The sequence below is a fragment of the Spiroplasma endosymbiont of Asaphidion curtum genome (assembly GCF_964031085.1).
GTDB lineage: Bacteria > Bacillota_I > Bacilli_A > Mycoplasmatales > Nriv7 > Nriv7.
Map to the genome: position 1 here is coordinate 834,125 of NZ_OZ035001.1, position 24,597 is coordinate 858,721.

Annotated in this window: 29 protein-coding genes and 1 tRNA gene; 12 read left to right on the top strand and 18 right to left on the bottom strand. The window is 27.0% G+C overall.

All coding sequences use genetic code 4. The features are described from left to right. Positions 1 to 720 precede the first annotated feature (720 nt). From AAHJ00_RS04930 to AAHJ00_RS04950, 5 genes are all read right to left on the bottom strand, one after another. Positions 721 to 1,023 (bottom strand): HU family DNA-binding protein, encoded by a 303-nt coding sequence (locus AAHJ00_RS04930; protein ID WP_215825698.1) that lies wholly within the window; start codon positions 1,021 to 1,023, stop codon positions 721 to 723. 80 nt (positions 1,024 to 1,103) lie between these two features. Next, positions 1,104 to 1,403 carry a thioredoxin gene (trxA, locus tag AAHJ00_RS04935; protein WP_342223628.1) on the bottom strand — a complete coding sequence of 100 codons (300 nt, stop codon included), beginning with the start codon at positions 1,401 to 1,403 and terminating at the stop codon, positions 1,104 to 1,106. A gap of 55 nt (positions 1,404 to 1,458) precedes the next feature. Beyond that, positions 1,459 to 2,271, bottom strand: a complete 813-nt coding sequence (locus AAHJ00_RS04940; RefSeq protein ID WP_342223629.1) for a Cof-type HAD-IIB family hydrolase — start codon at positions 2,269 to 2,271, stop codon at positions 1,459 to 1,461. 96 nt (positions 2,272 to 2,367) lie between these two features. Further along, positions 2,368 to 2,452, bottom strand: a tRNA-Leu gene (locus AAHJ00_RS04945). 236 nt (positions 2,453 to 2,688) lie between these two features. Beyond that, complete coding sequence (locus AAHJ00_RS04950; protein ID WP_342223630.1) at positions 2,689 to 3,801, bottom strand: integrase core domain-containing protein; 1,113 nt, start codon at positions 3,799 to 3,801, stop codon at positions 2,689 to 2,691. 75 nt (positions 3,802 to 3,876) lie between these two features. Between AAHJ00_RS04950 and AAHJ00_RS04955 the strand changes: the two genes are divergently transcribed. Both AAHJ00_RS04955 and AAHJ00_RS04960 read left to right on the top strand, forming a co-directional pair. Continuing rightward, positions 3,877 to 5,544 carry a hypothetical protein gene (locus tag AAHJ00_RS04955; RefSeq protein ID WP_342223631.1) on the top strand — a complete coding sequence of 556 codons (1,668 nt, stop codon included), beginning with the start codon at positions 3,877 to 3,879 and terminating at the stop codon, positions 5,542 to 5,544. Between the two features lie 464 nt (positions 5,545 to 6,008). Further along, the gene (locus tag AAHJ00_RS04960; RefSeq protein ID WP_342223632.1) at positions 6,009 to 6,215 is read left to right on the top strand and encodes a hypothetical protein; all 207 of its coding nucleotides are present in this window, start codon (positions 6,009 to 6,011) and stop codon (positions 6,213 to 6,215) included. 334 nt (positions 6,216 to 6,549) lie between these two features. Here the strand turns inward: AAHJ00_RS04960 and AAHJ00_RS04965 are convergent, their stop codons facing one another. The 13 genes from AAHJ00_RS04965 to AAHJ00_RS05025 all read right to left on the bottom strand — a co-directional run bounded on the left by AAHJ00_RS04965 (position 6,550) and on the right by AAHJ00_RS05025 (position 18,340). After that, positions 6,550 to 7,632: a two-component regulator propeller domain-containing protein gene (locus tag AAHJ00_RS04965; protein WP_342223633.1), complete on the bottom strand. Its 1,083-nt coding sequence runs from the start codon at positions 7,630 to 7,632 to the stop codon at positions 6,550 to 6,552. Between the two features lie 784 nt (positions 7,633 to 8,416). Then, positions 8,417 to 10,462 carry a hypothetical protein gene (locus AAHJ00_RS04970; RefSeq protein ID WP_342223634.1) on the bottom strand — a complete coding sequence of 682 codons (2,046 nt, stop codon included), beginning with the start codon at positions 10,460 to 10,462 and terminating at the stop codon, positions 8,417 to 8,419. Then, positions 10,443 to 11,705, bottom strand: coding sequence for a hypothetical protein (locus AAHJ00_RS04975; RefSeq protein WP_342223635.1), 1,263 nt, complete (start codon positions 11,703 to 11,705; stop codon positions 10,443 to 10,445). The genes AAHJ00_RS04970 and AAHJ00_RS04975 overlap by 20 nt, the downstream gene beginning before the upstream one ends. A gap of 132 nt (positions 11,706 to 11,837) precedes the next feature. Further along, a complete protein-coding gene (locus AAHJ00_RS04980) occupies positions 11,838 to 12,110 on the bottom strand; it encodes a hypothetical protein (RefSeq protein WP_342223636.1) in 273 nt (90 codons plus the stop codon). A gap of 21 nt (positions 12,111 to 12,131) precedes the next feature. Next, the gene (locus tag AAHJ00_RS04985) at positions 12,132 to 13,415 is read right to left on the bottom strand and encodes a hypothetical protein (RefSeq protein ID WP_342223637.1); all 1,284 of its coding nucleotides are present in this window, start codon (positions 13,413 to 13,415) and stop codon (positions 12,132 to 12,134) included. Positions 13,416 to 13,418: 3 nt separating this feature from the next. Further along, positions 13,419 to 15,008 carry a hypothetical protein gene (locus AAHJ00_RS04990; RefSeq protein WP_342223638.1) on the bottom strand — a complete coding sequence of 530 codons (1,590 nt, stop codon included), beginning with the start codon at positions 15,006 to 15,008 and terminating at the stop codon, positions 13,419 to 13,421. A 98-nt stretch (positions 15,009 to 15,106) separates the two neighbouring features. After that, positions 15,107 to 15,997 (bottom strand): hypothetical protein, encoded by an 891-nt coding sequence (locus AAHJ00_RS04995; RefSeq protein WP_342223639.1) that lies wholly within the window; start codon positions 15,995 to 15,997, stop codon positions 15,107 to 15,109. A gap of 2 nt (positions 15,998 to 15,999) precedes the next feature. Continuing rightward, on the bottom strand, positions 16,000 to 16,506 hold the full coding sequence (locus AAHJ00_RS05000) for a hypothetical protein (RefSeq protein WP_342223640.1): 507 nt from the start codon (positions 16,504 to 16,506) through the stop codon (positions 16,000 to 16,002). An 83-nt stretch (positions 16,507 to 16,589) separates the two neighbouring features. Next, a complete protein-coding gene (locus tag AAHJ00_RS05005; RefSeq protein ID WP_342223641.1) occupies positions 16,590 to 16,955 on the bottom strand; it encodes a hypothetical protein in 366 nt (121 codons plus the stop codon). After that, positions 16,933 to 17,376, bottom strand: coding sequence for a hypothetical protein (locus AAHJ00_RS05010; RefSeq protein WP_342223642.1), 444 nt, complete (start codon positions 17,374 to 17,376; stop codon positions 16,933 to 16,935). Before AAHJ00_RS05010 ends, AAHJ00_RS05005 begins: the two co-directional genes overlap by 23 nt. An 87-nt stretch (positions 17,377 to 17,463) precedes the next feature. Then, positions 17,464 to 17,709 (bottom strand): hypothetical protein, encoded by a 246-nt coding sequence (locus tag AAHJ00_RS05015; protein ID WP_342223643.1) that lies wholly within the window; start codon positions 17,707 to 17,709, stop codon positions 17,464 to 17,466. A gap of 3 nt (positions 17,710 to 17,712) precedes the next feature. Then, entirely contained in the window at positions 17,713 to 17,937 is a 225-nt protein-coding gene (locus AAHJ00_RS05020) for a hypothetical protein (RefSeq protein ID WP_342223644.1), read from the bottom strand. 25 nt (positions 17,938 to 17,962) lie between these two features. Continuing rightward, complete coding sequence (locus AAHJ00_RS05025) at positions 17,963 to 18,340, bottom strand: hypothetical protein (protein ID WP_342223645.1); 378 nt, start codon at positions 18,338 to 18,340, stop codon at positions 17,963 to 17,965. Between the two features lie 714 nt (positions 18,341 to 19,054). Between AAHJ00_RS05025 and AAHJ00_RS05030 the strand changes: the two genes are divergently transcribed. From AAHJ00_RS05030 to AAHJ00_RS05075, 10 genes are all read left to right on the top strand, one after another. After that, on the top strand, positions 19,055 to 19,354 hold the full coding sequence (locus AAHJ00_RS05030; RefSeq protein ID WP_342223646.1) for a hypothetical protein: 300 nt from the start codon (positions 19,055 to 19,057) through the stop codon (positions 19,352 to 19,354). Between the two features lie 187 nt (positions 19,355 to 19,541). Beyond that, positions 19,542 to 19,718: a hypothetical protein gene (locus AAHJ00_RS05035; RefSeq protein WP_342223647.1), complete on the top strand. Its 177-nt coding sequence runs from the start codon at positions 19,542 to 19,544 to the stop codon at positions 19,716 to 19,718. Between the two features lie 29 nt (positions 19,719 to 19,747). After that, positions 19,748 to 19,960, top strand: coding sequence for a hypothetical protein (locus tag AAHJ00_RS05040; RefSeq protein WP_215825617.1), 213 nt, complete (start codon positions 19,748 to 19,750; stop codon positions 19,958 to 19,960). 164 nt (positions 19,961 to 20,124) lie between these two features. Further along, positions 20,125 to 20,355, top strand: coding sequence for a hypothetical protein (locus tag AAHJ00_RS05045; RefSeq protein WP_342223648.1), 231 nt, complete (start codon positions 20,125 to 20,127; stop codon positions 20,353 to 20,355). A 15-nt stretch (positions 20,356 to 20,370) separates the two neighbouring features. After that, complete coding sequence (locus tag AAHJ00_RS05050; protein WP_342223649.1) at positions 20,371 to 20,613, top strand: hypothetical protein; 243 nt, start codon at positions 20,371 to 20,373, stop codon at positions 20,611 to 20,613. 35 nt (positions 20,614 to 20,648) lie between these two features. Then, on the top strand, positions 20,649 to 21,638 hold the full coding sequence (locus AAHJ00_RS05055; RefSeq protein ID WP_215826150.1) for a hypothetical protein: 990 nt from the start codon (positions 20,649 to 20,651) through the stop codon (positions 21,636 to 21,638). Positions 21,639 to 21,651: 13 nt separating this feature from the next. Then, a complete protein-coding gene (locus tag AAHJ00_RS05060) occupies positions 21,652 to 21,888 on the top strand; it encodes a hypothetical protein (RefSeq protein ID WP_342223650.1) in 237 nt (78 codons plus the stop codon). A gap of 92 nt (positions 21,889 to 21,980) precedes the next feature. Next, the gene (locus AAHJ00_RS05065; RefSeq protein ID WP_342223651.1) at positions 21,981 to 22,226 is read left to right on the top strand and encodes a hypothetical protein; all 246 of its coding nucleotides are present in this window, start codon (positions 21,981 to 21,983) and stop codon (positions 22,224 to 22,226) included. Positions 22,227 to 22,252: 26 nt separating this feature from the next. Beyond that, entirely contained in the window at positions 22,253 to 24,118 is a 1,866-nt protein-coding gene (locus AAHJ00_RS05070) for a hypothetical protein (RefSeq protein ID WP_342223652.1), read from the top strand. A 53-nt stretch (positions 24,119 to 24,171) separates the two neighbouring features. Continuing rightward, positions 24,172 to 24,594: a hypothetical protein gene (locus AAHJ00_RS05075; protein ID WP_342223653.1), complete on the top strand. Its 423-nt coding sequence runs from the start codon at positions 24,172 to 24,174 to the stop codon at positions 24,592 to 24,594. The last annotated feature ends 3 nt before the right edge of the window (positions 24,595 to 24,597 follow it).

Here is a 24,597-nt window from a genome sequence, read left to right on the forward strand (position 1 = left end):
TATGAAATAAATATAATAATAAAAATGATGATAGTTGAATTAATTATAAAGGTAATATTGTAACAAATAAATATAATAGATTTAAGTAAGTAAAAATATAAAATTAATATATATTTAGTTAAAATTTAAGTAATAATTAATAATTTTTATTGTGTAAAAATTCAATAATATGATAAAATGGTAATGAATAAAAATGACAATAACAAGAAAGGCAGGGTTAGTTTAGTAATTAAATAATATAATTAGCTGATTGTTTTACTTCTTCAAAGCAATACCTAAGAAAACTAAACGCGACCCCTGCTTCTAAATGATTTCTAATTTCTTCTAAACTATATGTATAATCATTTTGCTCATCTAACGATTCACTACTACTAGAACAACAAATAATAGGTAAAACTGGTGATATGATTAATGTTAAAGTACATAATTTTTTAACTAATTTATTCCTCCTTTTATAAACTATAGTAAAAATAAGGATTACTTATCATTTATTTAATGATTATTAATGACATTAATATTAATTTGTATGATTGCTTATCCTATTAAATAAATAACTAAGCACATTCTTAATAAACTAATATTACTATTTTCTAGCACAATTACAATAAAAATAGTAAAATATTTTAATTTTTTATTATTTGCTAAATGATAAAGTTAAATAAAAAAATTACAGTAATTACTGTAATTTTTCAAATATTTTTAATTATTAACTATTAATTATTAACTATTTGTATTAACTTTTTCTTTTAAAGTTGTTGAAGGGCTAAAACTGACAACAGTTCTTGCAGGAATAGCGATTTTTTCTCCTGTTTGCGGATTTCTTCCTTCACGAGCTTTTCTTTCTTTAGTTTTAAAAATCCCAAAACCTGAAATAGGTGTTCTCTCAGCACTTTGAATTTCTTCGGTTAAAATATTAATAATACTGTCAAAAATGTCATTAGCTTTACTTTTTGTAATCCCATATTTTTTATATTCTTCGACAATAAAATCAGCTACTTTGTCTTTAATTGATGGTTTTTTCATTTTTAAACTTCCCTTCTTATGAAATTATAGTTTAAGAATAATATAAAAAATTAAATTTGGCAAGAAAAAAATTACTAATTTTAACTTAAAACCGTTTTTAATTCTTCTTTGGACTTATAACCATTTAGAGTTCTTTTCAATTGACCATCGTCAAAAATTAATAATGTCGGAATTGAACTGATATTAAATCTTTGTGCTAATTCTTGTGATTCATCAACATTAACTTTAACAAAAGAAACTTCTTTCATTTCATTAGATAATTGTTCAAAAATTGGTGCTAACATTTTACAAGGTCCACATCAATCAGCATAAAAATCAATAATAACTTTACCAGTTTTAACAACTTCATCAAACTTACTTAGATCTGTTTTAATAACCATTTTAAAATCTCCTTTCATTCCTTATTATTCTAACATAATTAAAATAATAATATCTTTACTTCAAAATGTGTTTATTAATCATATTACCAACACCATTTTCATTATTACTTTGACAAATATAATTAGATAATTCCTTAATAATCTCAACTGAATTATCCATTGCCACTGGATGACCCACTGCTTGCATTAATCATTGATCATTATATGAATCACCAAAAGCCATTGCATCGCTAGAACTAATTCCTAATAAATCACAAATATATGTAACACCATAACCTTTACTCATTTTTGGCAATGTTATTTCATATATTCCTGGCCGATACTCTTTAATATCTAAATGCGAAAATTTTTCATTAAATTCATTAATTAATTCCTGAGAAGCAACTTGACTAGTAATAGTTTTAGCAATAATAAGAATCCGAGCAATATCACCAATTAAATCATCAACATTATTCAATACTGTATATTTTGTTTGCATAACATCAGCTCAATAACTAGAATTTTCTCCAATGTGATTAACAAAAGAACCATCTTCAGTATACAATTGACATTTAAAACCTTTATTATCAACTCAACGATAAACCGTTTTAGCAAAATCATTATTAATATTTCCATTAAAAATTAATTTTTTATCTTTAAATGAATAAATATGAACACCATTATTAGCAACAACAAAACTTTTAAATTTATGAGCATTAATCTGTTTAGCAATGCTAATAGCATTACTAGTAATTCTTCCCGTATTAATAACAACAATAATACCTTGCTTTTGCGCTGCAATACACATTTCCTTATTAAATTCAGTTAGACAATGATTATCATTAAACAAAGTCCCATCAATATCAATAAAAATAATTTTTATTTTCATTAAACCCACCTTTTTCATTTTTTAAATATCTATTTAATAAATAATACTAATTAATTAAAAAAATAATGCACTATTAAGTGCACATTTTATAGTAAATGGTGCGGGTTAAGGGACTTGAACCCCCATGTCGTAAAACGCCAGATCCTAAGTCTGGTGCGTCTGCCAATTCCGCCAAACCCGCATTACAAATTACTTTAACATTATAATACAAAATCACCACAATTATCAATAGACTAACAACTATATTTTGTAAATCACACACAGTTATTAGACCATGCTTCTCTTAATTGATTTCATAATACCATATTTTGTATTATTAAAATTAAAAAAATTAATTTTATTCACAATAAAAAATATTTAATTAAAAATTAACTAAATTAAAAATTTTTTCACAAGTTTCTATTGTTTTTTAAATAATTATTTTGCAATAATAAATTTATTTAAAGTTTCAAATGGAGTTTTGTAATTCAAGCTTTTATGTTTTCGCTTGAAATTATAAAATGCGTACCACTCATTCAAATGAATTTGTAATTGTTTAACATCAAATTTTATTTCAAAATCACATTTTTTGAACCAAAATAAACTAGTATAATTACGGTGAAACCGTTCAATCTTTCCGTTGCTTTGAGGAGAACGTATTGGTGTAGTTTCATGGATAATTCCATTTTTTGAAAGAAAGGTTGTAAAAGGCCTTTCTTTTACTTTGTATGTTTTTTTATTACTTCAATTAGTAGTAGTAAATTCCGGAGCATTATCAGTGCGAATGCGTTTAATTGTTATGCCAAGTTCACTAAAATCTTTCATTGCTCTTTGCATGGCATTAATGGCATTATTGGTTCCTAAACTATCATACGCATATCCAAAAGCAATTCTTGTTTTTTCGTCAATGAAATCATAAACATATAATCTATACTTAGCAATAGGAAAATTTTTATCAGTAAACACTTTAGCATCCATTTGCAGTAGTCCAATATCTGAAACTTCATAACGCTTAAAATGCCGTTTTGCTTTTTTCATTTGCGTTTTTATTTCTCCATAGCGTTTGTCTTGTTTAATTCAACGATAAAAAGTATTAATTGATTTGGGGACATTATTTGTATCGATATCATATACATTTTTTTGATGAATATTATGATAAAGTGATAATACACCGCCCGCACCTACAAATTTGTAATCAAAGTAATAATCACAAATTTGTTTTCTGGTTTCTAATGAAAATTGATATTTAATATTTTTTGGTGTTGTTGATTTAAATTGTAATTCATAAAAGTTGCCTTGATAATAACCATTAATAATTTTTTTAGCTCAAATATAAAATGTCATTTTACTACCACGAAAATATTTTTTAATCAATTTATTTACAGATATTTTATCTGTATTATTCATATATAAGTTGGTACACAAATTGAGATATTTACTTACTCATTTTTTTGCTTTATGATAATATTTCTCATGATAAATCGTAGTCATTCAAGATTGTAATTTAGCTTTTAAATCTGCTAAATCATTTTTAGGCACAATATACTTCATTTTCTATTTCCTTTTTTATTTTTTTCTATATCAAACACATAAAACAGTTAATATCCATAGATAATAATTAGTATAATGAAAAAAATAATTAATTACTCACAATTAAATAAAAAATATGGCTTAAATTTTAGCGACAATAACTTTGGTTTTACTTGAGAAATCTTTAAGGAGCTAGTTGGCGACGATTGAGCAGAATATTTTACAACTAGGTGTTTTTATCGATTTGTACCTACCGCTAGAATGACCTTTAAAACTTGAAACTGTTTAGCTTGGGATTTATGAATTTGTTGTAACTTTACAGATACATCCGCTCAAGAAGTACGACGCTATGAAAATACACATCCTGAAACAACAATTGCTGATTTACATAATTTATGTCAATATTTAGAAGAAAAGTATGGCATTCAAATTGGACCTGAACACTCTAAGATGACTGGGATAGTTTGAAAATTGAATAAAGAAGGCGGAGAAATAATTTTTCCTTCCAACCAACGAATAACTTTTATTGGTTATGCCAACGGTAATAGAATTTTTGGAACAGCTGTAAAAGGTTCTAGTTTTTTGTGTTCACGAACTGACGAAATAATTATGGCAGAAGAAAAAGAAACTTTGACTGATAAACAACTAATTTATAGATATGAGCGTTTACAAATGTCAATGTTTCGTAGCAATCGGATTAAAGTTTCTGACAAACCCATAAAAGAACTTTCTTGAACCTTTGTTGATAAAATGACAGGACAACAAGAAACTCGTTACTTATGAAAAAGTTTTTTTGTCGCGTTCACTTGCAACCCCTATGATAAATATCACCCATTTTATGAAAAATACTGTACGCCATTTTTACCATTAAACGACAAGATAATGAATTTATTAAAAGAAACTGGTAAAGTTTGATACGAAAATGAAAAAGAATTTGAAGGTTTAGGAATTTTTGTTTTAAGACTAACATTAGACTCTACTTGAAATAAATTGCCAGAAATTTCAAGAAAAAAAGTAAACCAACTTAAAAAAGATAACCCCGATGAATATGCTATTGTAAAATATGGTTTTGAGTACTCAGACAGTGATAGTACTATCTTTCCGTTTCAAAAACATTTAAAATATACACAAAAATACGATTTAAAAGATTTTTATGTTGCCACTATTGATATGTATAAATTTGATTTTTATAGTATCGGGATTGATTGAGCAACAGGACCAATAGATCATACCGTGCTAAAATTTTGGGGATTTCAAGAATATAAAAAAACTGAACTTTACGATCCATATTTAATATGTGAAATTGTTGTAACCCCCGAAGATAATTTTTCTGAAAATGAAAAAATTAGTCATCTTGTAGAAGAAATAATGACTTTAAGAGCAAATTTTTATAATTTTGCTGATGTTATTTTTAATTACGATGATAAAGCAAAAACCGCTATGGAATGAATTAAAACAAAATTAATCGAAGATTATAGTTTTAACATTCGTGCCAACACAGCCATTAAACACGCAACACCATTAACCAAAGAAGCCGGTTTAACAGACCGCGTTATTTGAATGCGTAATTTGTTTGGATTTGGTAATTGTCATATAAATTTACATAATAATCCTTTTACTGCCAAATGCTATGAGGAATTACGATATGATGAAAAACGCACTAATATTCCTGACCCAAAAATGTATCTCGATCCTTATGATGCAGACTTTTACGCGTTATACGCTGTAAGACAATTTATTCGTGGAAAACAAAATAAAAATTAAACCTAACTTAAACATATTTAATTATTTTAATCTTTATAAATATAAATCTACAAATACAACTCAGAAAAATGTTCTATTGCAACCTTATATTCTTTTTTATAAAAATCAATAGACTTCTTGCACAACCTAATTATTTTAAAATTCCTATAAAATATATTAGACTTCTTGCATAACCTAGTTAATTGTTATCAAAATTATTTTAGATTTTAGAAAAATGTTTATTTTAAAGTGGTTAAATTTAAAATTTTTATTATTTTAATAGGTTATGCAAGAAGTCTAATATAGTTTCTAACATCCATTTTATCGTCGTTAATATTTTTTTCACTTTTTTGAAATGTTTCCTTTCAACATTGATCATAATGTGTTATTTCAAATAGTTCATCAGGGTCTGCGTCTGCGTCTTCATAATTTCTTTACTTCGCCACTTCAAGTGTTATGAAGTTTCCGGGATTGGTCTTTTACAAATGGATGACAAAATAATTACCACATTAAATTTTCCGGTTGATAAAAAGTATTATATTTATGATTTCATTGACGAAATAACACGCATAGTATTTGGCTATGTTTATGATAGTTTAGGAACCAATAACGCGATTAACGCCATGCAAAGAACAATGAAAGATTTTTCTAATTTTAAAGATAAGTATTGACAGGGTAAAAACCCTTATTAAATATAGGGATTTGTAAAAACACGATTTTACTAAAAACCCAGCAAAATCAAGGTTTTATTGAAATATCAATACTTATCTATAAAATTAAATAAAGATTTTAGTAAACTTGGCATAACCATTAAACGCCTTCGCGCTGATAATGCTCCGGAATTCACTACTACTAATTAAAGTAATAAAAACGCATACAAAATGAAAGAAAGGCCTTTTACACCTTTCTTTCAAAAAACAGAAATCATTGGGACTGTACAATTAACTGTGTCCCTACTCTAAGTAATTAACTTAAATTTATTCTGTCCTCAAATTTTACTTCTAAAATTGACAATATTTTTTTACATTATTCAATTATATATCCTTCATATATTGTAGACACATATATTTTATTTTGATTACTAATAATAAAAAATACAGGGTTATTTATTTCATTTATTTTTATTTTTTTATTATTTTCAATTATATAAAATCCAAAATCATATCCACCACCAAAATAAACATTATTTTGACTGTCTACTGCAATGGCATTAATTCCTGTATTAGTTTTCAGTTCATTAATTTGTTTAGCCCTTGGTTTTTCTTTTGTTAATTCAATTGTAGATAATGAAAAAGCTCCTTTATTATCTGTTCCAATATATATATTATTGTTATTATCAGTTGCAATTGAGCGGACTTGCGTATTTATATTTTTAATTTTTGTTCCTCAATTTTCATTATTTTTTATAACATAAAGAGAATATCCATCTTTTTTCTTAGCTCCAATATATATATTATTGTCATTATCAACAAAAGTTAAAAATCCGTAGCCCCCTTTTATCCCACATATTTTTATTGAATTATTTTCACCATTCTTTAATAAAAAAATACCTTTATTTAATATTCAATAAAACTTATTGTTATTTTTATCAACAATAAAAGTTAAAATTTTACCTATTATTTTAGGTATTTTTTCTGCTTTATTGTTAATTAATTTGTAAATTCCATCGTTATTAGAAACAAAATATACATTATTGCTATTATCAATTAATGCTAATCAAACATAATCTTCTATTCCTGCAATTTTTGTTATGATTGTTTCATTATTATTTAATTTATATCCACCTGTAGATGTAGCGAAATATACATTATCATTAGTATCTATTATTATTGATTCAATACGAGAATTATTTTCTATGCCATTAATTGTTGATACTATTACTTCATTATTTTTTAATTTATAAACAAGTCCGTTTGAAGCACCGTAATATACATTATTTTGACTATCAATCGCCATAGAACTAATTGCTTTTTCTATTCCCGCAATCTTTGTAACTGTATATTCTTTATTCAGTTTTTTAAAATAAGGATAAGGGCTGGCGGCAATAACTGTTGACATCGCACTTCCCAATATTGTTATTGTCCCTAACATTCCTAGTAATTTTTTCATATTAATTAAATCCCTTTCGTTAATTTTTACTAATTAATAAAATTTACCAAATAATCAACAACCTTTCTCCAAAAATTAATCTACAGTCTCATTGCCTTGGAATTTAATTATAAACTATCTTAAAATTAAATTAAAAAAATTTTCTAATTTTAAAGATAAGTATTGACAGGGTAAAAAACCCTTATTAAATATGGGATTTGTAAAAACACGGTTTTACTAAAAACCCAGCAAAATGAAGGTTTTATTGAAATATCAATACCATATTTACAATATTTATTTTTGGGAGGGTTGACTTTCACAAAATCTGCGTGTATAATCTAGTTGTTTATTAAATTAAAAAAATTACGGAAGTTCTTTCAATAAAGTCAGGGTCCCCCAGGTCCTGCTAAACGCGGACCCCTAACAGGTTGAAAAGCGGTGCCGAGATTTTTTGTAAGCTTAATAAAATCCTAGTATATTGACGCTTCGTTTGTGGAAGCAACCCGACCAGCCGACATTAAATTTCAAAAACAAAACAAGAGACCCAAAAAAGGTCTCTTTTTAGTCACAATTAATTAAATTTATTTTTGGAGGAGTTAATTAAATGCAGAAACAAAAAAAAACAAAAATATGGTGGGGGTTATTTGTGATCACAGGAATAGTAATATCAATAACTTTAGGAAGCATTGCACTATACAGAATAAATAATTGATCTACAGTAAATTCAGGAGATGGAAAAATTAGACCAGGAAGTTAAAAGAAGTTAATCTAAACAGATTAACTTCTTTTAACTTTTTCATTATCTTTAAATTTCTATTAATGAATACGAACTAGATTTTTCGTTAAACAAATTAACTTGTTGAATATTTATTAATTCATAAGTTGTTTCTATTTCAAAATCATATTGTCCATTTCCAAAAATAGCACTAATTTCTAAACACTTAAATTTTTCCACTTCATTTTCTAAAATAAACCGACATTTATTAGTAGCATTAAATTTATTTATTTCTTTTACTCATTCAAAATTACTTAATAATTCTTCTAAACCATTACCATATACACTCATAATTTTATTCAATTTTTGCTCTTCAACTATACAATTAACAAAATTTTTACCATAGTTACCATCAGATAACTTAATATCTTTTGGTAATAAACTTGGAATATCATTAGCTTGTAAATTATTAACAAGTGGCAGTCAATTAAACTGATTATCATTTAACTTTAATAATTTATTTTGTGAAATATCTTTATTTTTCAATTTTATATTACCAACTCCAAAATTAAAATATTCTGATTTTAACTTTACTTCAACATCCTTAAATTTATATTCCCCATCTTCTAAAATTGGTTCTGAAATTAATTCAAAATAATAGGGTAATAAAACTTTATAATCATCATTTAAACCTGTATTTATTGATAAATCTGAAAAAATATATTCGGACAACATCATGACTATTTGCTTAAATATTTTAACAGAAGGATGATTTACTAATTTAGGATTTTCAAACTTTCAATCTTCAAATATATTAGTAATAACTACTTCGGGTTTTTGCCCGACAAATTTTTCTACTCTTAATTTTGCAACAGCGTTTTTAGGTTCCCCGACATACGGTTTATCATCTTTTTCAGTATAATATTCCGCATATTTAAAATTGGTTCTATAATTATATGTATAATTTAACATATCTAACAAAATTCTTTGTAAACTATCAATTTTTGGCAAATACTTAAATTCTAGTTGCACAACACCATAATTATTTGTTGTAGTAACTCACATTCTATTAAATCAATCAGTTCTATCAACTCAATCAGCAACAGCAGTATATGAACTATCATTAACTTCAATATCATCACCTGTTGGTCATTCTGGTGGCTCCGGCGGGTTTTGTCATCCTGATCTTGTCTTTGCTTTTTTAATTATTAATTGTGAAACTCTCGCGTCTGTATAAACTTTTTTTCGTGTTTCGGTACCACCACCATCGATTTTTATTAAATCTAAAGCACTTTTCTCATTAAAAAACAATTTTGCTTTTTCTCATGCTAAAACTTGGCTAGACATTCATTGTTGCAAAATTCTAACTTTTGGTTCAGTTTCAATCGGCATTGATAGCATTGGTAACATAACCTTGTCATTTTCTATAAATAATCGCGGATAACCCTCCACGCCGTTTACTTTCCCAATTAATTTAATATTTCCAAATAAAGCTTGCCGTGGAAATTTAATAGTAATTGCTTTAACCTTTGTATCTTCGGGCAATTGTTTTTGAATACGAACAATAATGGGATTAGAACCACGAACTTTAAAATCTTGCACCCGTACTAAAACTGTTTCCTTGGTTACCTTAATTGATTTTGGGGCATAGCGTTCGGTGTAAAAATTTATAATATACAATTCATCCAAATTATTTTCGTTTGCCGGTTCACCAATAGAAACAACATGAATATTAAATTTGCCGTATAAACTTTCATCTTGAAAAATTATAGTCTTGGCATCGACCATAGTATATTCAACACTATTATCTTGAATATTAGTAGCATTGCGAGCATCTAATTCTAAATTAAAGTCACTAACTTCATAAGCAATCGTTTTTTTAACTTCTAACGGGTCAATAAAGCCAATTTTAACAACATTGGGAGAAAAGTATAAATTAGGTTTATTTGTGTTTTTAATCAGGTTATTTAAAGGGTAAATATATAATTCGCGTTTTCTTGTTTCTTTATAAATTGTATGCAAGTCGGGGTCTGATTGTTCAGTGTAATTTGCAAAGTCCAGTGGAGTATTATCAATTGCATAATCACGATATTTTGTTTCATTTTCTTGACTTGGTTTAGTCTTCCAATCCGCCATTTTCTTGTCCTTTCATATCAATATTATTAATTTCTTTACCAATTGTGGTTGTTACATTCAAATTGACTTTGATTGTCATTTTTTCAAGTTCTTTTGAAATAAAACTGTTACCATTCAAGTCGCGGTCAAATTTAAGTAGTAAGTAAATAAAGTTTGCATGGGCTTCTTCTCGTAATAATAATTTTTGTTCGAGCATATTGTTAGTTTGAATATTAACCGCAGAACTTTCTTGACGAGTTTGTTGAGCCCCTTTATGAATTGCAGGTACATGCATTCCAATCCGTTTATTAATCTCGGTCACATTTCAATCATATAAATAAGTTAATTCTTTTCCTCTAAATTGACCATTAATAGTAGAAAAGGGTATTGGATTTTGTGCTTGATCATAATTCATGACTAAAACATGATTTTTAATAAAATCATCAATAATCTTATTTACATTTTTTTGAACATTACCAACAAGTGAATTTGTATTAATAAGAAATCTTGTGGCGTTTAAAATCGCATCTAGAATGCTTTGTTCATAAAAAATATCTAAAGCTTTCAATTTATCTTCAACACCAGCGATGTCAGCACGCTCACTTGGTAAATTAGAAAAAATTGCAATTGGTATGTAATTAATTTCTAAAACTTGGTTAATATTTAATTTTTCATTATTGCGTTGTTTTTCAAAATCATTAACTTTTATTATTGTTTTCTCCAATTTTGAAGTGCCATTATTGTCAACAATTTTTTTAGTGCTTAGTTCATAAATTTCACGCGTAATTTTTACTTTGCTGTTTTCTAATTGGTAAGTTTCGTACATGCGTAAATTAAGATTATTTTTCTTATAGTCGTCGTAAAAAATTGTACATTGAATTAAATTCCCCAAAATATCATATTCTTGTTCTGCTACTCGTATGGGTTGAAAGTTCATAATTCCTTGATTTAAAAAAATTAGAAATGCCGAAACACCAATATCGCTAGCTCGTTTCTCATTAATCCAGTTTTTACTTTGAAAATCATTTTTATAAAGTCATGCTATTATTTTTGGCGATAAATCTTGTTGACTAATATTAATTTCCAATTTCTTAGGAGTTAATGCATTAGCCATAGTGTCGGACACATACGATTTATAATAATCTTCATGACCAAAAGGGGCAAAACCATACATTCGCAAAATTGATTTTTCCATTTCGCGTTTTTTAACTAATACATTATCATCTTTGTCATTAAATCATTTTTTAGTAAACCGTAATGGCATTATTTACTCTCCAATTCTTTAACTTGTTTTTTTAAAATTTCAATTTTTTCAGAAATTAATTTTCCCAAAGGAACAAGTCCTAGAGTAATAAAGTTTAAAAAGTAAATTAACATTTTCAATCAAAATAATTTTTTAGGCATTATTTTTAGCTCCTCGTTTTGGTTTATTAATATTAATCTCGTTTTTATTAGCGTTATTATTTTTGATAGCAATAACCATATCAATCTTATTATTTATAATCATTAATTTGGTATCAATTTTATTTAACGCTTCTTTATTTTCTTGCTCCATTTTTTTTGCCTCCTTTTTTGTTTTTAAAGCTGAGATTATTCCTGTAATGCCAGCCGTTCCACCCAAACCGCCAATAATTGCTGTAAAAATACTTGCCACTGTTTCTGAATTCATATGATACTTTCTCCTTTGTTTTTAATATTTAATTAAAATAATTTGCTTCAAAGTTATTTTTTTCACAGGCACATACTCTTTACTACTGTGACTACTTAAGCCACGATTAGTTACTACCATTTGATTATTTTTAAGTGCAATAATGACTTCAAAAGAAATGGTTCCTGAATCAAATGCACGATATTGTTCACCGAAAAAAATAAATTTGTCATTAATAACATTTAATAATGGCGTGGTAATAACTAATTCTTTTTCTCATTCTTGTACATATTCATACTTATATCCAATACTAAGTTGGCAAAAAGTATAATTAGCAATATTAAACCTTGCTAATGAGTATTTACCTTCAGAGTTTTCCAATTCTTCATTAACTAATAAAATTTCATTTTTAGGTAGTTTTTGTACAATATTGTTTAGTTGTTTTTGTAATTTGGCAGAAAAATCAGCTGTTGTAGCATGCGTATAATCGCCCTCTTGAGGATTAGGTTGTAAAGCATTTGGTGGTAAAGTGCCAATTTGTTTAGGGAAAGATACCGTTAAAGTTTCTGTTTCATGTTCATAATCAGAACTTGCATATTCCTCAATAACTAAATTAGTTACAGGTCCTATAAGATTAGGATTTTGGGGGCATGTGTAATCTTGACAGCGACTTTGAAAAAATTTTAATTGTTTTTTTAAAGTAAAACTATCATTAAGTCTATCCCCTACAATTCTATCTATCTTCTCATCATGAACGGCTTTGCTTAATTCATTATCAACTTCAATTCGTTCATTTTTTTCTTTTTCTAATAACTTATCAACAACAAATTTACTGTAATACAAACCTAAATCAATCATATTGGCATCAATTGTATTTTCATCATTATAAGGAATTAAGAAATTTTTTAATTCTGTAAAATTAGCTAATGCTTTAGCTCTTTGCGGGATCATATCTTGAGTATTATTTGCTAGAGTATAGGCAATATAACTTGTACTAGAAGTATTCAAATTATTTGTTGCATTAACAAAAAATTCAACTGGAACTCTGTTAAATACCCAATGCTCAATCAAAATATAAATCATGTCCATTACAGTTTCTTTAATTTCATCAGGAAAAGTAGTAAATTCTCACTTGTTAAAGATAAAGTCAAGATACATGTTGCAATCATTTTGAGCTCTTAAAGCGAAAGTTTTAAATCAATCATCAAAATTAGCAAAATTTAAATCTTTATATTTAGATGGTATAGCATCTAAGGTTCCGGTAAGTGGTTTGATAGTATGATAACCATTAATGGTTATATTTGGTCAAAGTTCTTTTAAGAGCATTTTTTATCACTTCCGATTTAGTTTTTTATTGATAGTAGTAATTTTTTTAGTTATTTGTTTTTGGATCATATTTTTAGCATTAATTTTAAAATTAATATTTTTGTTTTTAACAAGTGGCCTAACAATGCGGTTTTTAACATTTCGCCCAACAATTCCCTTGCCCAAAACGCTATCAACGGCTCAATTAACATAGTTGTCTTTATTAAAAACTTGATTTAAATTTTCTTTAACTTTAAATAAATTTCCTTCTTTATAACGGTCATAAGTTATTTTTAAAAGCGGAGTTAAAACTCGATATAACTTTATGCTATTGATGTAAAATTCTTGAACATTTGCTGGTAAAAATGGCATTAAAGATAATATGTTACCTTTAGCTTTACCCCAACCAATTGATCAACCACTTTCATACATATAAAATTTAAAAGGACAAGATGCAGTTATTAACTGTTGTAATTTTAAGGGAGTAGTAATTATTGGTCCTATTGGTCGATATTCAGGATTTTGGTAGTAAATTGTAATCGCAATATCTGTTAGTATTCCTGTTGGTTTAACTTTGACTGCAAAAAAGACATCAGATATTAATGGCAATAAAGTACCATCGGTAATTATTTTCTTTTGCACTCTTGAAATAATGTTCTTAAAATTTGTATATTCTTGAATTTTGGTTTTAGTCTTTAATTCTATCTCTTTAATCGTTTTTCTTACAGGTTCAAACACTTTATTTAAACCTTTTTGAATTTGATATGCTGGCGTCAGTTTTTGTAATTTTTTTGATTTTTCCATAATTTTATTAAATCTTTTAAGAAATTGAGAACGAAAAACATTTTCTGCTCGTAAAGTATTTAGTGATAATAATGTACCTTGACGAATTCCTGATTTTTGCATTTGGGTAATTAAATTAAATCATTTTTCTGTTGGCATTTTTGAAATTTCATTAATGTTCGTTCCGTAACGATTTAAAAATTGATTACCTCATTTTTCTTTAAATATCCTTGTTTTAGTTACAAGATTAGGATTAATTTTTCTTAGTAATGTTTCCATTTCCAAAAGTTGACCTAATGTTGTTACATTTGCACTTTTATAATTCTTAACAAATTGTTTTCGTGCCAAAAATCCTAAATGATTTAGCATAGTTTCTTTAGTTGGTTTTTTAGTATAGTCAAATCAAATTTTATATTTGTCAAGAATAATTTTTTTATTATGAACCCGCGAAATAACCTGCTCTAAATTATTAGCCGTTGTTATTCCTAAGTGATTAATAATTTTATTTTCTTTCGCTAGATTAAAAAACTTTGTTGTTTTATAAGCTCTTGATATCTTACTAATTTCACCAATAGCTGGCGTTAAATTAAGTAAAGTGCTTATTGTATTACTTTGTTCTCTATAAATATCATATACTTGATTAATTGTAAAATCAGTTACAACACGCACACTTGAAGCAATTAATTGGGATGTTAAATTGGATAATCCAGCACTTAGAGAAAATTTTAGCGACAGACCTGCAGTAAACTTTGCTAATAAAATACCAACGACTTGCACACCTACAAATTTTAATAATTCCAGTAAAAAATCATTTTCTTGTTTTTGAGGCAACCGCGTAGTAGTTTTAATAACTCGCAACTGCAAAGCAGTTATATTAGTTCCGATGGGCATAATCTAAAAACCACCTATACTATAGCCTAATTTTCTTTTTAACCACCTTGAACTGAACCGGCACCCGATACTGGTTTTGATTTATCTGGGTCTGGTGTTGATTTGTGATAATGAACCATTTTTGCTACAGCAACTTTACCAGTAAAAAATTCTCGTTCAGCGATATAAACTTGTCCCATATATTTTTCGTCTGTATACATACCTACATCCATAGGCAAATCAATACCTGTAAATGTCGCATATGCCAAAGTATTAACTCATATCATATTAACATTCTCGGGCAAGCGAGATTTAGGCACTTCAATAGTTATACAACCATTAACAACACCGACAACTCCGTTAACCATTCCTAGCACGCCATCGGGAGAAGCGGTTACCAATTTCGCATAAGTAGCTTCTGTCACTACATCAGCCGTCGCGAGCAAGAAGCCACTTGTCCACTCATTTTCAGAATTGACAACAGCAATTCGCATTTTTGCCATTTCTTCAAGAATTGTGTTTTTAGTAATCGGTTTTGCGGTTGCAATTGCTGTACCACCAGCGACTAATTGTTCAGCATCGTATTTGTCATAAATTTCAGCCATTTGTTGGCGAAGACGAATAATCTTACTTTCAATGAATTTGGGACCTACTGCTTTACTCTCTAAACGCCCTATGCGTTCTTGAATATCAATTACCTTGTCCAAAGTAGCTTCTATTTTTTTTCTCTTTGCATAGTTAGATTTGGAACCAGTATTTGGGTCTCATGTTTCATTAATAACTCCGTCCGTTGCAAGTGGAATAACTACCTTTTCACCGTATTCAAATTCGGTAAAAGCTATTTCATTTGCAAAAAGTTGGTGAATTAAACTTCCTGTTCGTGGAAATTCGGGTCTTCATTTGCTTGAAACCAATGTTCTTAATTGGTCAACATTAATAAAAAACGCCATTATTATTTATCTTCCTTTCTTTTAAACATTAACTCCTGAGGGGTTAAAGCATCTGATGAAAAAATTATTTCTTCTGAGTTAAAAGGGTTAGTATTTTTATCATCAGTCTTATTTGGAACGCCTCCTGTGTCTAATGTGTGTTTAATTTTTGGTATCGTGGCCACAAAATTATTAATATCATTTTTAATTACTTCAATGTCATTTTCAAAATTAATTGAGTTTTTCACAAAATTAATAAATTGATTATCAATATTAGCATCTTGAATTAATTTATTAATTTCTTGTTCTTTTTTAAAAGTTAAATGTTCTTTTTCTTTGTCGGCAAGTTTTTTTAGTGCATCCGTTTCTCTTTGTAACAGATTTTTTGCTTTTTCCTGAAAATTAGCAGTATAGTCATTTTGCTCAGTGAAGCCACGATATAAATTTTTCACCTTAAAAGTTCCATCAGCATTTTTTTCGGGTTGTCCGTCTTCACCAATAAAGACGATTTTTTTATCTCTAATTTTCATTTGGTGTGTACTCCTTTTTCAAATAAAAAACTCATTTGATATTTTAATTATCTAATGAGTTTTTCTAATTATTGAGTTTTTAGCTATTTATTTTTTCTTTTTTTTCCAATTTTTTTAAATTTTTCAACCTCAATGCTAAAAAATGTTTTGTGGGTGGTCTTATTTGAATAATAACGATTATGTAATTTTCCCTCAATTAAAATAATATCGTGTTCTTTTAATTTTAAGAATTCTTTTTGCAACTTTTCTTCATAAATAGAGAGCGTTGTGTAATTAAGACCCGCTCAACTAACCTGAACATTAACAACTTTAACAACAACACTACTAATAGCTATTTTTTGCTTAAATTCTGTGATTTTGGGAATATCTTTTAAAATAACTGTTAAATTTACAAAATTAACATAGTCAATTACTTTATTTTCTTTTTTAGTTTTTAGTGCTTTTAACATTTTGTTTTACCTCATTACTCAAAAAGTATTGAATATGCTTTCACGCATCGTGCTCGTGTTTGGTAAGTTTTAAGTTTCCTTTGTAAAAAAATCCTTTCTTTTTATAAGGCTCTTGTCTAAGAAAGTGCCAATGATATTTAAATCTTAAAAGACTGCTTATTGCTCCAATAAGTTCTGAGGTTGCTAAAGGATTGGTAATCGTTCTACCTTTAGTTAAGAAAAAATTTTCAATAATAAACAATGGCTTAAAATTTTCTATTCTTTTAAAATTATCAAATAATTTTTTAATTTTAAAAATTGCTTGTTCAATGCTTTCAGAAATTATTGTTTCGTTAAATTCAATGCATGAATTTTCAAAATTCCAAACAACAATACCAGTAGAACCGATTCCTGCGGGGTCAATACCAATTATATAATTCATAAATTAAATACTTACCTTATGACAACTACATTTTTTCGTTGAGTAATCGGAAGCGGTGAACCACGCCTCAATAAAGATTTAGACATACTATATTTTTATCCTTATGTGTTGTCATCAAAGAAAATGAGTACATTTTTCTTGGGGCACACAGCAATTTTGATAATCATAAGTTTTTTTAGTTTTTCGCTTACAATAATTTTCTATTCTTTTAAACTCACATTGCAATAATTTTTCTTTTAATTGACAATTAATTGCTTTTAACGCTGTAATTAATTCTTTATAAGAATATTTTTGGCATAACGCTTTAAGTCAATAAAAATGTTTGTTTTCCATTAATTAATCTTCCTCAATTATTTCTTTATAAATAATTCATTTCCGCGGACGAATGGCTTTTTTCTTGTAATAAATTACAGTTTCTAATGAGTGCACTTTTCTTTTAAAATTAGGATTATTACGCGAAAGCCCATAATAGCGTTCTACAATTTCAGCAACACTATCATAAACGCCGACTAACTCATTGGTTTCGCAAGAATATATAACATAACAATATTTTTTAGCCATTTCGTACTTGTTCAAGATTTAATAACTAATTTAAATCAGTTTCTTTTAGTCATTCGGGAATAATATAATTAAAATTAATATCTTTATCAAGTTCAGATTTTTTAATATTTTCTAAAAATTTTTGTCGATTTTTAATTTTAACTTCTTCATACAAATTAATAATTTCTTGCCCCTTAATGGTTGTAATTTTCTGTGCACCGTTGGCATCATACTTAATAACTTCATAATCATTTTCTGTAAAAATACCGACCACCATCTGATTTGCATATTTAATTGATGGGTATACTAGTTTGCGAGGAACTCAAGAACCACCACCACTATTGGGAATTGATAGTAAAATCGCATTTGTTGTTTCAGCAACAATATATTTTTTATTCAAAAATAAATTTTTTAAGTTAGTCATTATTTATTAACTCCTCATATCAATAATTTTTTGGTTTTTTAAAAAAAGAATATATATCCTTCCTTATATGCAATTTCCTAGTTAGCTAACATAGTTAACTATCTAAGCAATCTATGTTATCTCTCTTATTAACTAAGTTATGTTAGCTAACTAGGCACGAGAAATGCTAGAAATTACCAAAAAGCATTTTTGGCACACCTAAAAAGTGTTCTCATATTTACAACACAACTTTTTAAATAGAATTTAGTTTTTGTTCGAACAAGTTAATAAATTAATAAAGTTAGTTTAATTTTATTAATTAAAATACCTACCTCCTTTAAAAAATTATTGTTAAGAGGAGTATTCTTACTGGTCTAAAATGTCTGTGTTACCTTACACTAACAACTATATTTTGTAGAAACCATATACATATGACAAGATTTTGGTTTTTACAAACTTGCTGTTAATTAATAAATAAATACGAGCTCATTTATTTATTACAAGAAATATAAGGTTAAATTAATATTTATTATTTTTAGTTATGCCTTATATTTTTTTGGGCCTTGTTGTTGATAAACTAAGTTTTTTAGTAAACAAAGTTTACTAAAAAGTTATGTTAATTTAGTTTAAAGAAAAAGTTTAAAGAGAAATAATTAAACTAAGTTAAAAGACTAAGTAACTAAGTTAAATATAACTTAGTTTAGTATAACTAAATATTGTAAGGGTGGTATGCATATGCGAAATATTGAAAATATTTTTTTAAATACTGAAAAATATCTTTTAAAAGAAACACAAAAGGCAATGCTTATTAAAGCACCAAAAATTCCGTGATTATATGAACCTGCTGGTATTTGATTTTCAAAACAATTTGTTTACAAAGGGAAATATGAAAATTCTATTTGTATTGGAATAATTAAAGATGGTAAATATCAATTGGTTTTGGTTAATAATAAAGGACAAGAATCTAATTTGATTTTAGGTCATGAGTTGTTAGGTTTTTTGTTGCGGAAAAAGAACATGATAAAAAGGTTGTAAGTTTTGATTATTTTAAAAATTCATTTTAAAGATGTTTTACGGTGTTTTAAAAATAAGGGGTAAAAAAAATCTTAGTTGGCTTTTATGGTGTTTAAACGGTGCGGAAAGCGTATGCTCCGCCCGTTAATTATCGATGTTAGTTGAGTTATTTAACTAAGTTATTGCAATTTTTTGAGGAGTTTTAGAAATGAAAATGTGAGTTAATGTGGATGAGTTTGGCAAAGATTATTGTCAAGAGTTTATATATTCTATTAATAAAAAAACTGGATTAGAACAAAAAATTTGAGCGTCTAAATCTGCAGTTGAATCTGTTAGAACTGATTTAGTCGGTGATAATTGACTTTGTGTTGATATTGCATATTAAAAGATTAGAAAATTAAGGAGAAAATAAAGATGAGTATATTTGGATTAGTATTTTTTACGATTTTAACATTATTACTAGCATATTATATTGCAGTTAATATTTATCGGTTTTTTAAAGATAAAAAGAAATATGGTAGTGAAGCAAAACAGTTGCCAAAAGATTTTACTTATTCACAACGAATATTTATTGCAAAGTTTAAGCGAAATTTATTAGAACAAGATGAAAAAGAAATTAAAAAGTAGGTTTAGAAAATGTTTAAAAAAATAATTATTGAGTTAATTGAATTAATTTATCCAACTGCCGATTTACCACCCCAAGTTGTATTTTTGTTTTCAATTTTAATAATTGTAATGCTCTTCTCGGCCATTATTTTTCTACTTTTTTGACCTTTTAAGCGGTAATTATTATGTTTTTAGTTGCTTGAAAAGATTTAGATTGAGAAATGACAAAATTGTATTTTTGAGATTTATTTATTCAAATTAAAGTTATTCCGGCGTGAGTTTCTGGCAAAGAAATTGATTTGACCAAAGAACTACTTTGACTTTTAATAGCAAACATTGCTTTTTGAATGGTATTAGTATTCATTATCTTATTTATGGTTATTTTATTTTATAAGGTTAAATCATATTTTGTTTAGAAAGGGGGTGATTATATGTTTAGAACTTTTCTTGATGCAATAACGCCACCGGTAGCAATTACTGGTGAACAAGCGGTTACTAACTTATGAAAAGCATTAATTAAAGCATTTGGTAATATTTGAACTGATATTATTGGTGGTAATATGCCAAATGTTGTTAATTTCTTTGCTACATATTGAGTTTTCTTGCTTGGCGTGATTATTGGTTTATTTTTAATCGCTTTCAAAATGTTTGAAAAATTAATGCCCGGCAGATAGATAGTAATAAAAATAAATAAAGTGTGATTTAAGTGATGCTATTGTTTAAAAAAATAAATTTAAGATTATATGATTTTGTCGCTTTAAATCGCACTTTATTTATTATTGCGTGATTTTATGGTGCGATTTTACATTATTATAATCCTCAAAGTTGACGAATGTTATTTGATATTATTTATTTATTAATTGCTTTGTATATTTTATATACTAAAATTTCTCATTTCTTTGCTCGTCGTAGTTTTATTAATTTCTTATTAAATTCACCTTTAAATTTAGTAATTGGTGCTTTAGGAACTGGAAAAACCGCTTTAATGGTTTTAGCTTCTTACTTATTAAGTGGTTGAAAAACGATTTCTACTTTTCCGATTACGGATAAACAAATGCTTTCATTAGGGCATATGTCACTTTTAGATTATAATTATCCAATTTTAGATGAAAAACATTTACTGTTATGAGATGAAACTAATTTATTTTTAGAAGGAACTGATTATAAAGAAAATGATAGAGTAACCCAAGGTTTACAAGAATATTTCGCTTCGGCTCGGCAATTTACCCATATCGTATTAGCAAGCGGACAACGAGCTGAACATATATGAGTTAAAGTTCGTGATATTGCGAATTCAATAATTGTTGGCATTAGAAAAAAACCGGTTAGTATTTTCCGACCCTATTTGCAAGTTATTTATGGCACTTTTAAATCGGTAAGCGAATACGAACAATGACGATTAACTTTGATTAATGCAAAAAATGATAAAAAAGGTCGCAAAATCAAGTATCGTAGCATTCCGGAATTAGATATTTATTTCTTTAAATTGAAAATTCCGATGTCAATTTTAAATCTTTACGATAATAAATATTTATCATTCTTGCGTGAATTAAGTAATCGTGCTTTGAATGATAATTATCAGCATAAATTTTGAAATGATAATGTAATGGATATTGAAGCATTAGAATATTTAAAAATGGAAAAATTCAGTAAGATACTTACTAAGTTAAAAAATAATCTAAAGAAGAAAAATAAGTAAAGGAGTTTAAAAAATGGAAAACTTAGAAAAAATGGCTAGTTTGATTGGCGATATGTTTTATAAAGTTTTTGATTTAATTTGAACTTTAACGATTCCGGGAACAGATATTCGTATTATTATTTTTCCACTAATTATGCTTGTGATAAATCTTGTGATTGGTGGCATTTTAGGTATTCATATTGAACGACCAAAAGTTGGTTTTCGTAAAAAATATCGAAAATCAGTTGCTGATTGAGGAGTCAATAAATAAGTTGGTAATTTTTACCACAGAAAAAGCGGTCAAATTACCACAGTTAGACAAAATAAAAATTTTAAATCGTGAAATCAAAGGAGTAAATAAATGTGTTTAAATTAATAATATTATTTATTCTTGTTGCTGTTTTTTCTATTTTTGCTTTAGATGATTTTTTAGGTTTATGAGCCTATGTGCGTGAGGGTTTAGAATATTTTAATAAAGTTCTATCAAATAATATTAAAATTTTAGATTTGTTTAAACCAATGATAAGGTTATTTTCCCAACATCCGATTTTTCAAATTTTAGGAACAATTTGCATTTTATCAACAATATACCTTATTTTAAGAAGTTAAACAAAGAAGAAAGGACAAATATAGATATGTATAAAATTATCTCTTGGTTAGTTATTGTTTTTATTGGTTTAGTCCCTCTAGGTGCTTTCTTTGATACAAAACAACCACCAAAACCTAATATGGAACAATCCTTTATAAAACGACAAAAACGAGCCACTAATCCTAGTCAATGTGGAGATAGTTGCGAATTAGAGTTTGCTAGTGTTAAAAATAGTGGTTTAATTATAATTCCTAATGTAGATACTGGTGCTGTTTTGCTTGATTTTACCAAAAGTGATATTTTATTACCTGATTTTCCATTATCACAAAAACAATTTTATTTGTTTAGTTCAGAATTTACTAATCTCTATAACAAAAATGGTATTTATAAAAAAATAAATGGTTATCGTATTTATAATTTTACTTACGATGTTGATAGTTATTGACTCGAAGAAATTGTTAATGTAAAAATTTCATTTGAAAAAGTTTTAAGTCTTTATCGTATAGTTTTATTCTCTGCCGATATGCCTCCTTTACCAGAAAAAGATAAGGAACAACTATTACCGACTGCAATAACTAAAAAGGATGGTGAATATCAGTATAATCAGTTTCAAGATAAACTTGATTATTTAATGATACAACGCCGAGATTTTGATAAATTTAATTATAGTTATTTATATTGAGTGCCAATTTTTAATTTTTTTGACGATAATTTTAAATATATGAGTGAAATTTCAATTAAATTAAATGGTTTTAAACAAAATAGTAAATTTAGTTTAAGTCGCAAAAATTCATATCCTCCTGGTTTCATTGAAAAAGTTATTTTTAGAGAACTTTTATTTTCTAGTTTTGGTGATGTTATTACTATAAAAACTGAGCATGGTAGCATTGTGGGTAATAATGAGTTTTTAGAAAATGGTAAATCACTTTGAAAATCTGGCTCGCGAACAAGTTTTGGAGGAGATTTTATTAATACCTTTTTTGGACAAGTTAATTATTATGGTAATACATTCCATTTTTTACGCTATGATGATAAATTAAAATTTGATTTTAAAAATTTTATGCTTCATTATCAAAAAGATTTAACTATTGATTTCATTAATGATTTATTTAATAAAATTTATAAAGTTTTAGGTGGTTTTTTCGTACAATTCTTTTATGCGAGTTTTGATACAGATGCCTCTACTTATGTAGAATTAGATTACAAAGGAATACAACAAATTCCTAAAAATGTTTTACAAATGGGCTTTTTCTATCGTTCCTTAATTACTTTTTATCCCAAACAGTATTTGATTAACTTTGGTTCAACAATCGAAAATAGTAAGAATATGATTTTTCGTTCTTATTTCTTTGTTAAAGATAAACAAATTGCCAATGGTTTTAACAGTGGTAAAAGTTCTTATCAAATAGATTTTAATGTATTAAAATCGTATGATAACCAATTATGAAACGCCACTAATAATAAACTGCATTTTTATAACGCTAAAGTCGATGTAATGTATGGGATTAATATTTTTACGCTGACTTTTCCACTATATAAAAAGAAAAATGAAAGTACTGAATATCATTATTCTTTATACGATTTTAACATTTTGAATTCAACAGCTTTTATTGGTGGCGGAATAAGCGGTAATATGAATGACTTAATTTCTACACCCAACTGTTCTTATTGAGGTTTATTTAGTGCCATATCTTGTGGCATTCAGCACGCTTCTGTTAGTATGTTGAATTGATTACTTGGTCTTTCGGGGATTAATCTTTTAATTCGCCCCCTTGCGGATATTGCCAAAATAACGATTAATTTTACGAAAACAGCATTTCCGGTGTTTGAAATTATTCCGGCATTTCAGATGTTATTCGAATTTGTGGTGCCCTTAGCAATTTTGCTAATGATATTAAAAAAGTTTTCTTAAATATTGCCATTATTTTTTATAATATAATTCCTTTGAAAGGAGGATTTTTCTTTATGCGAAAATTTTTATCAACTTTAAATTTAGTATGTGTAATGTTTGTTTCTGGGTGCAATAAAAATAGTAATGATTTTAAATCATACGATTTAGAGTTTGCTAGTGTTAAAAATAGTGGTTTAATTATAATTCCTAATGTAGATACTGGTGCTGTTTTGCTTGATTTTACCAAAAGTGATATTTTATTACCTGATTTTCCATTATCACAAAAACAATTTTATTTGTTTAGTTCAGAATTTACTAATCTCTATAACAAAAATGGTATTTATAAAAAAATAAATGGTTATCGTATTTATAATTTTACTTACGATGTTGATAGTTATTGACTCGAAGAAATTGTTAATGTAAAAATTTCATTTGAAAAAGTTTTAAGCCTTTATCGTATAGTTTTATTTTCTGCCAAGATGCCTAATAAAAATTAGTAA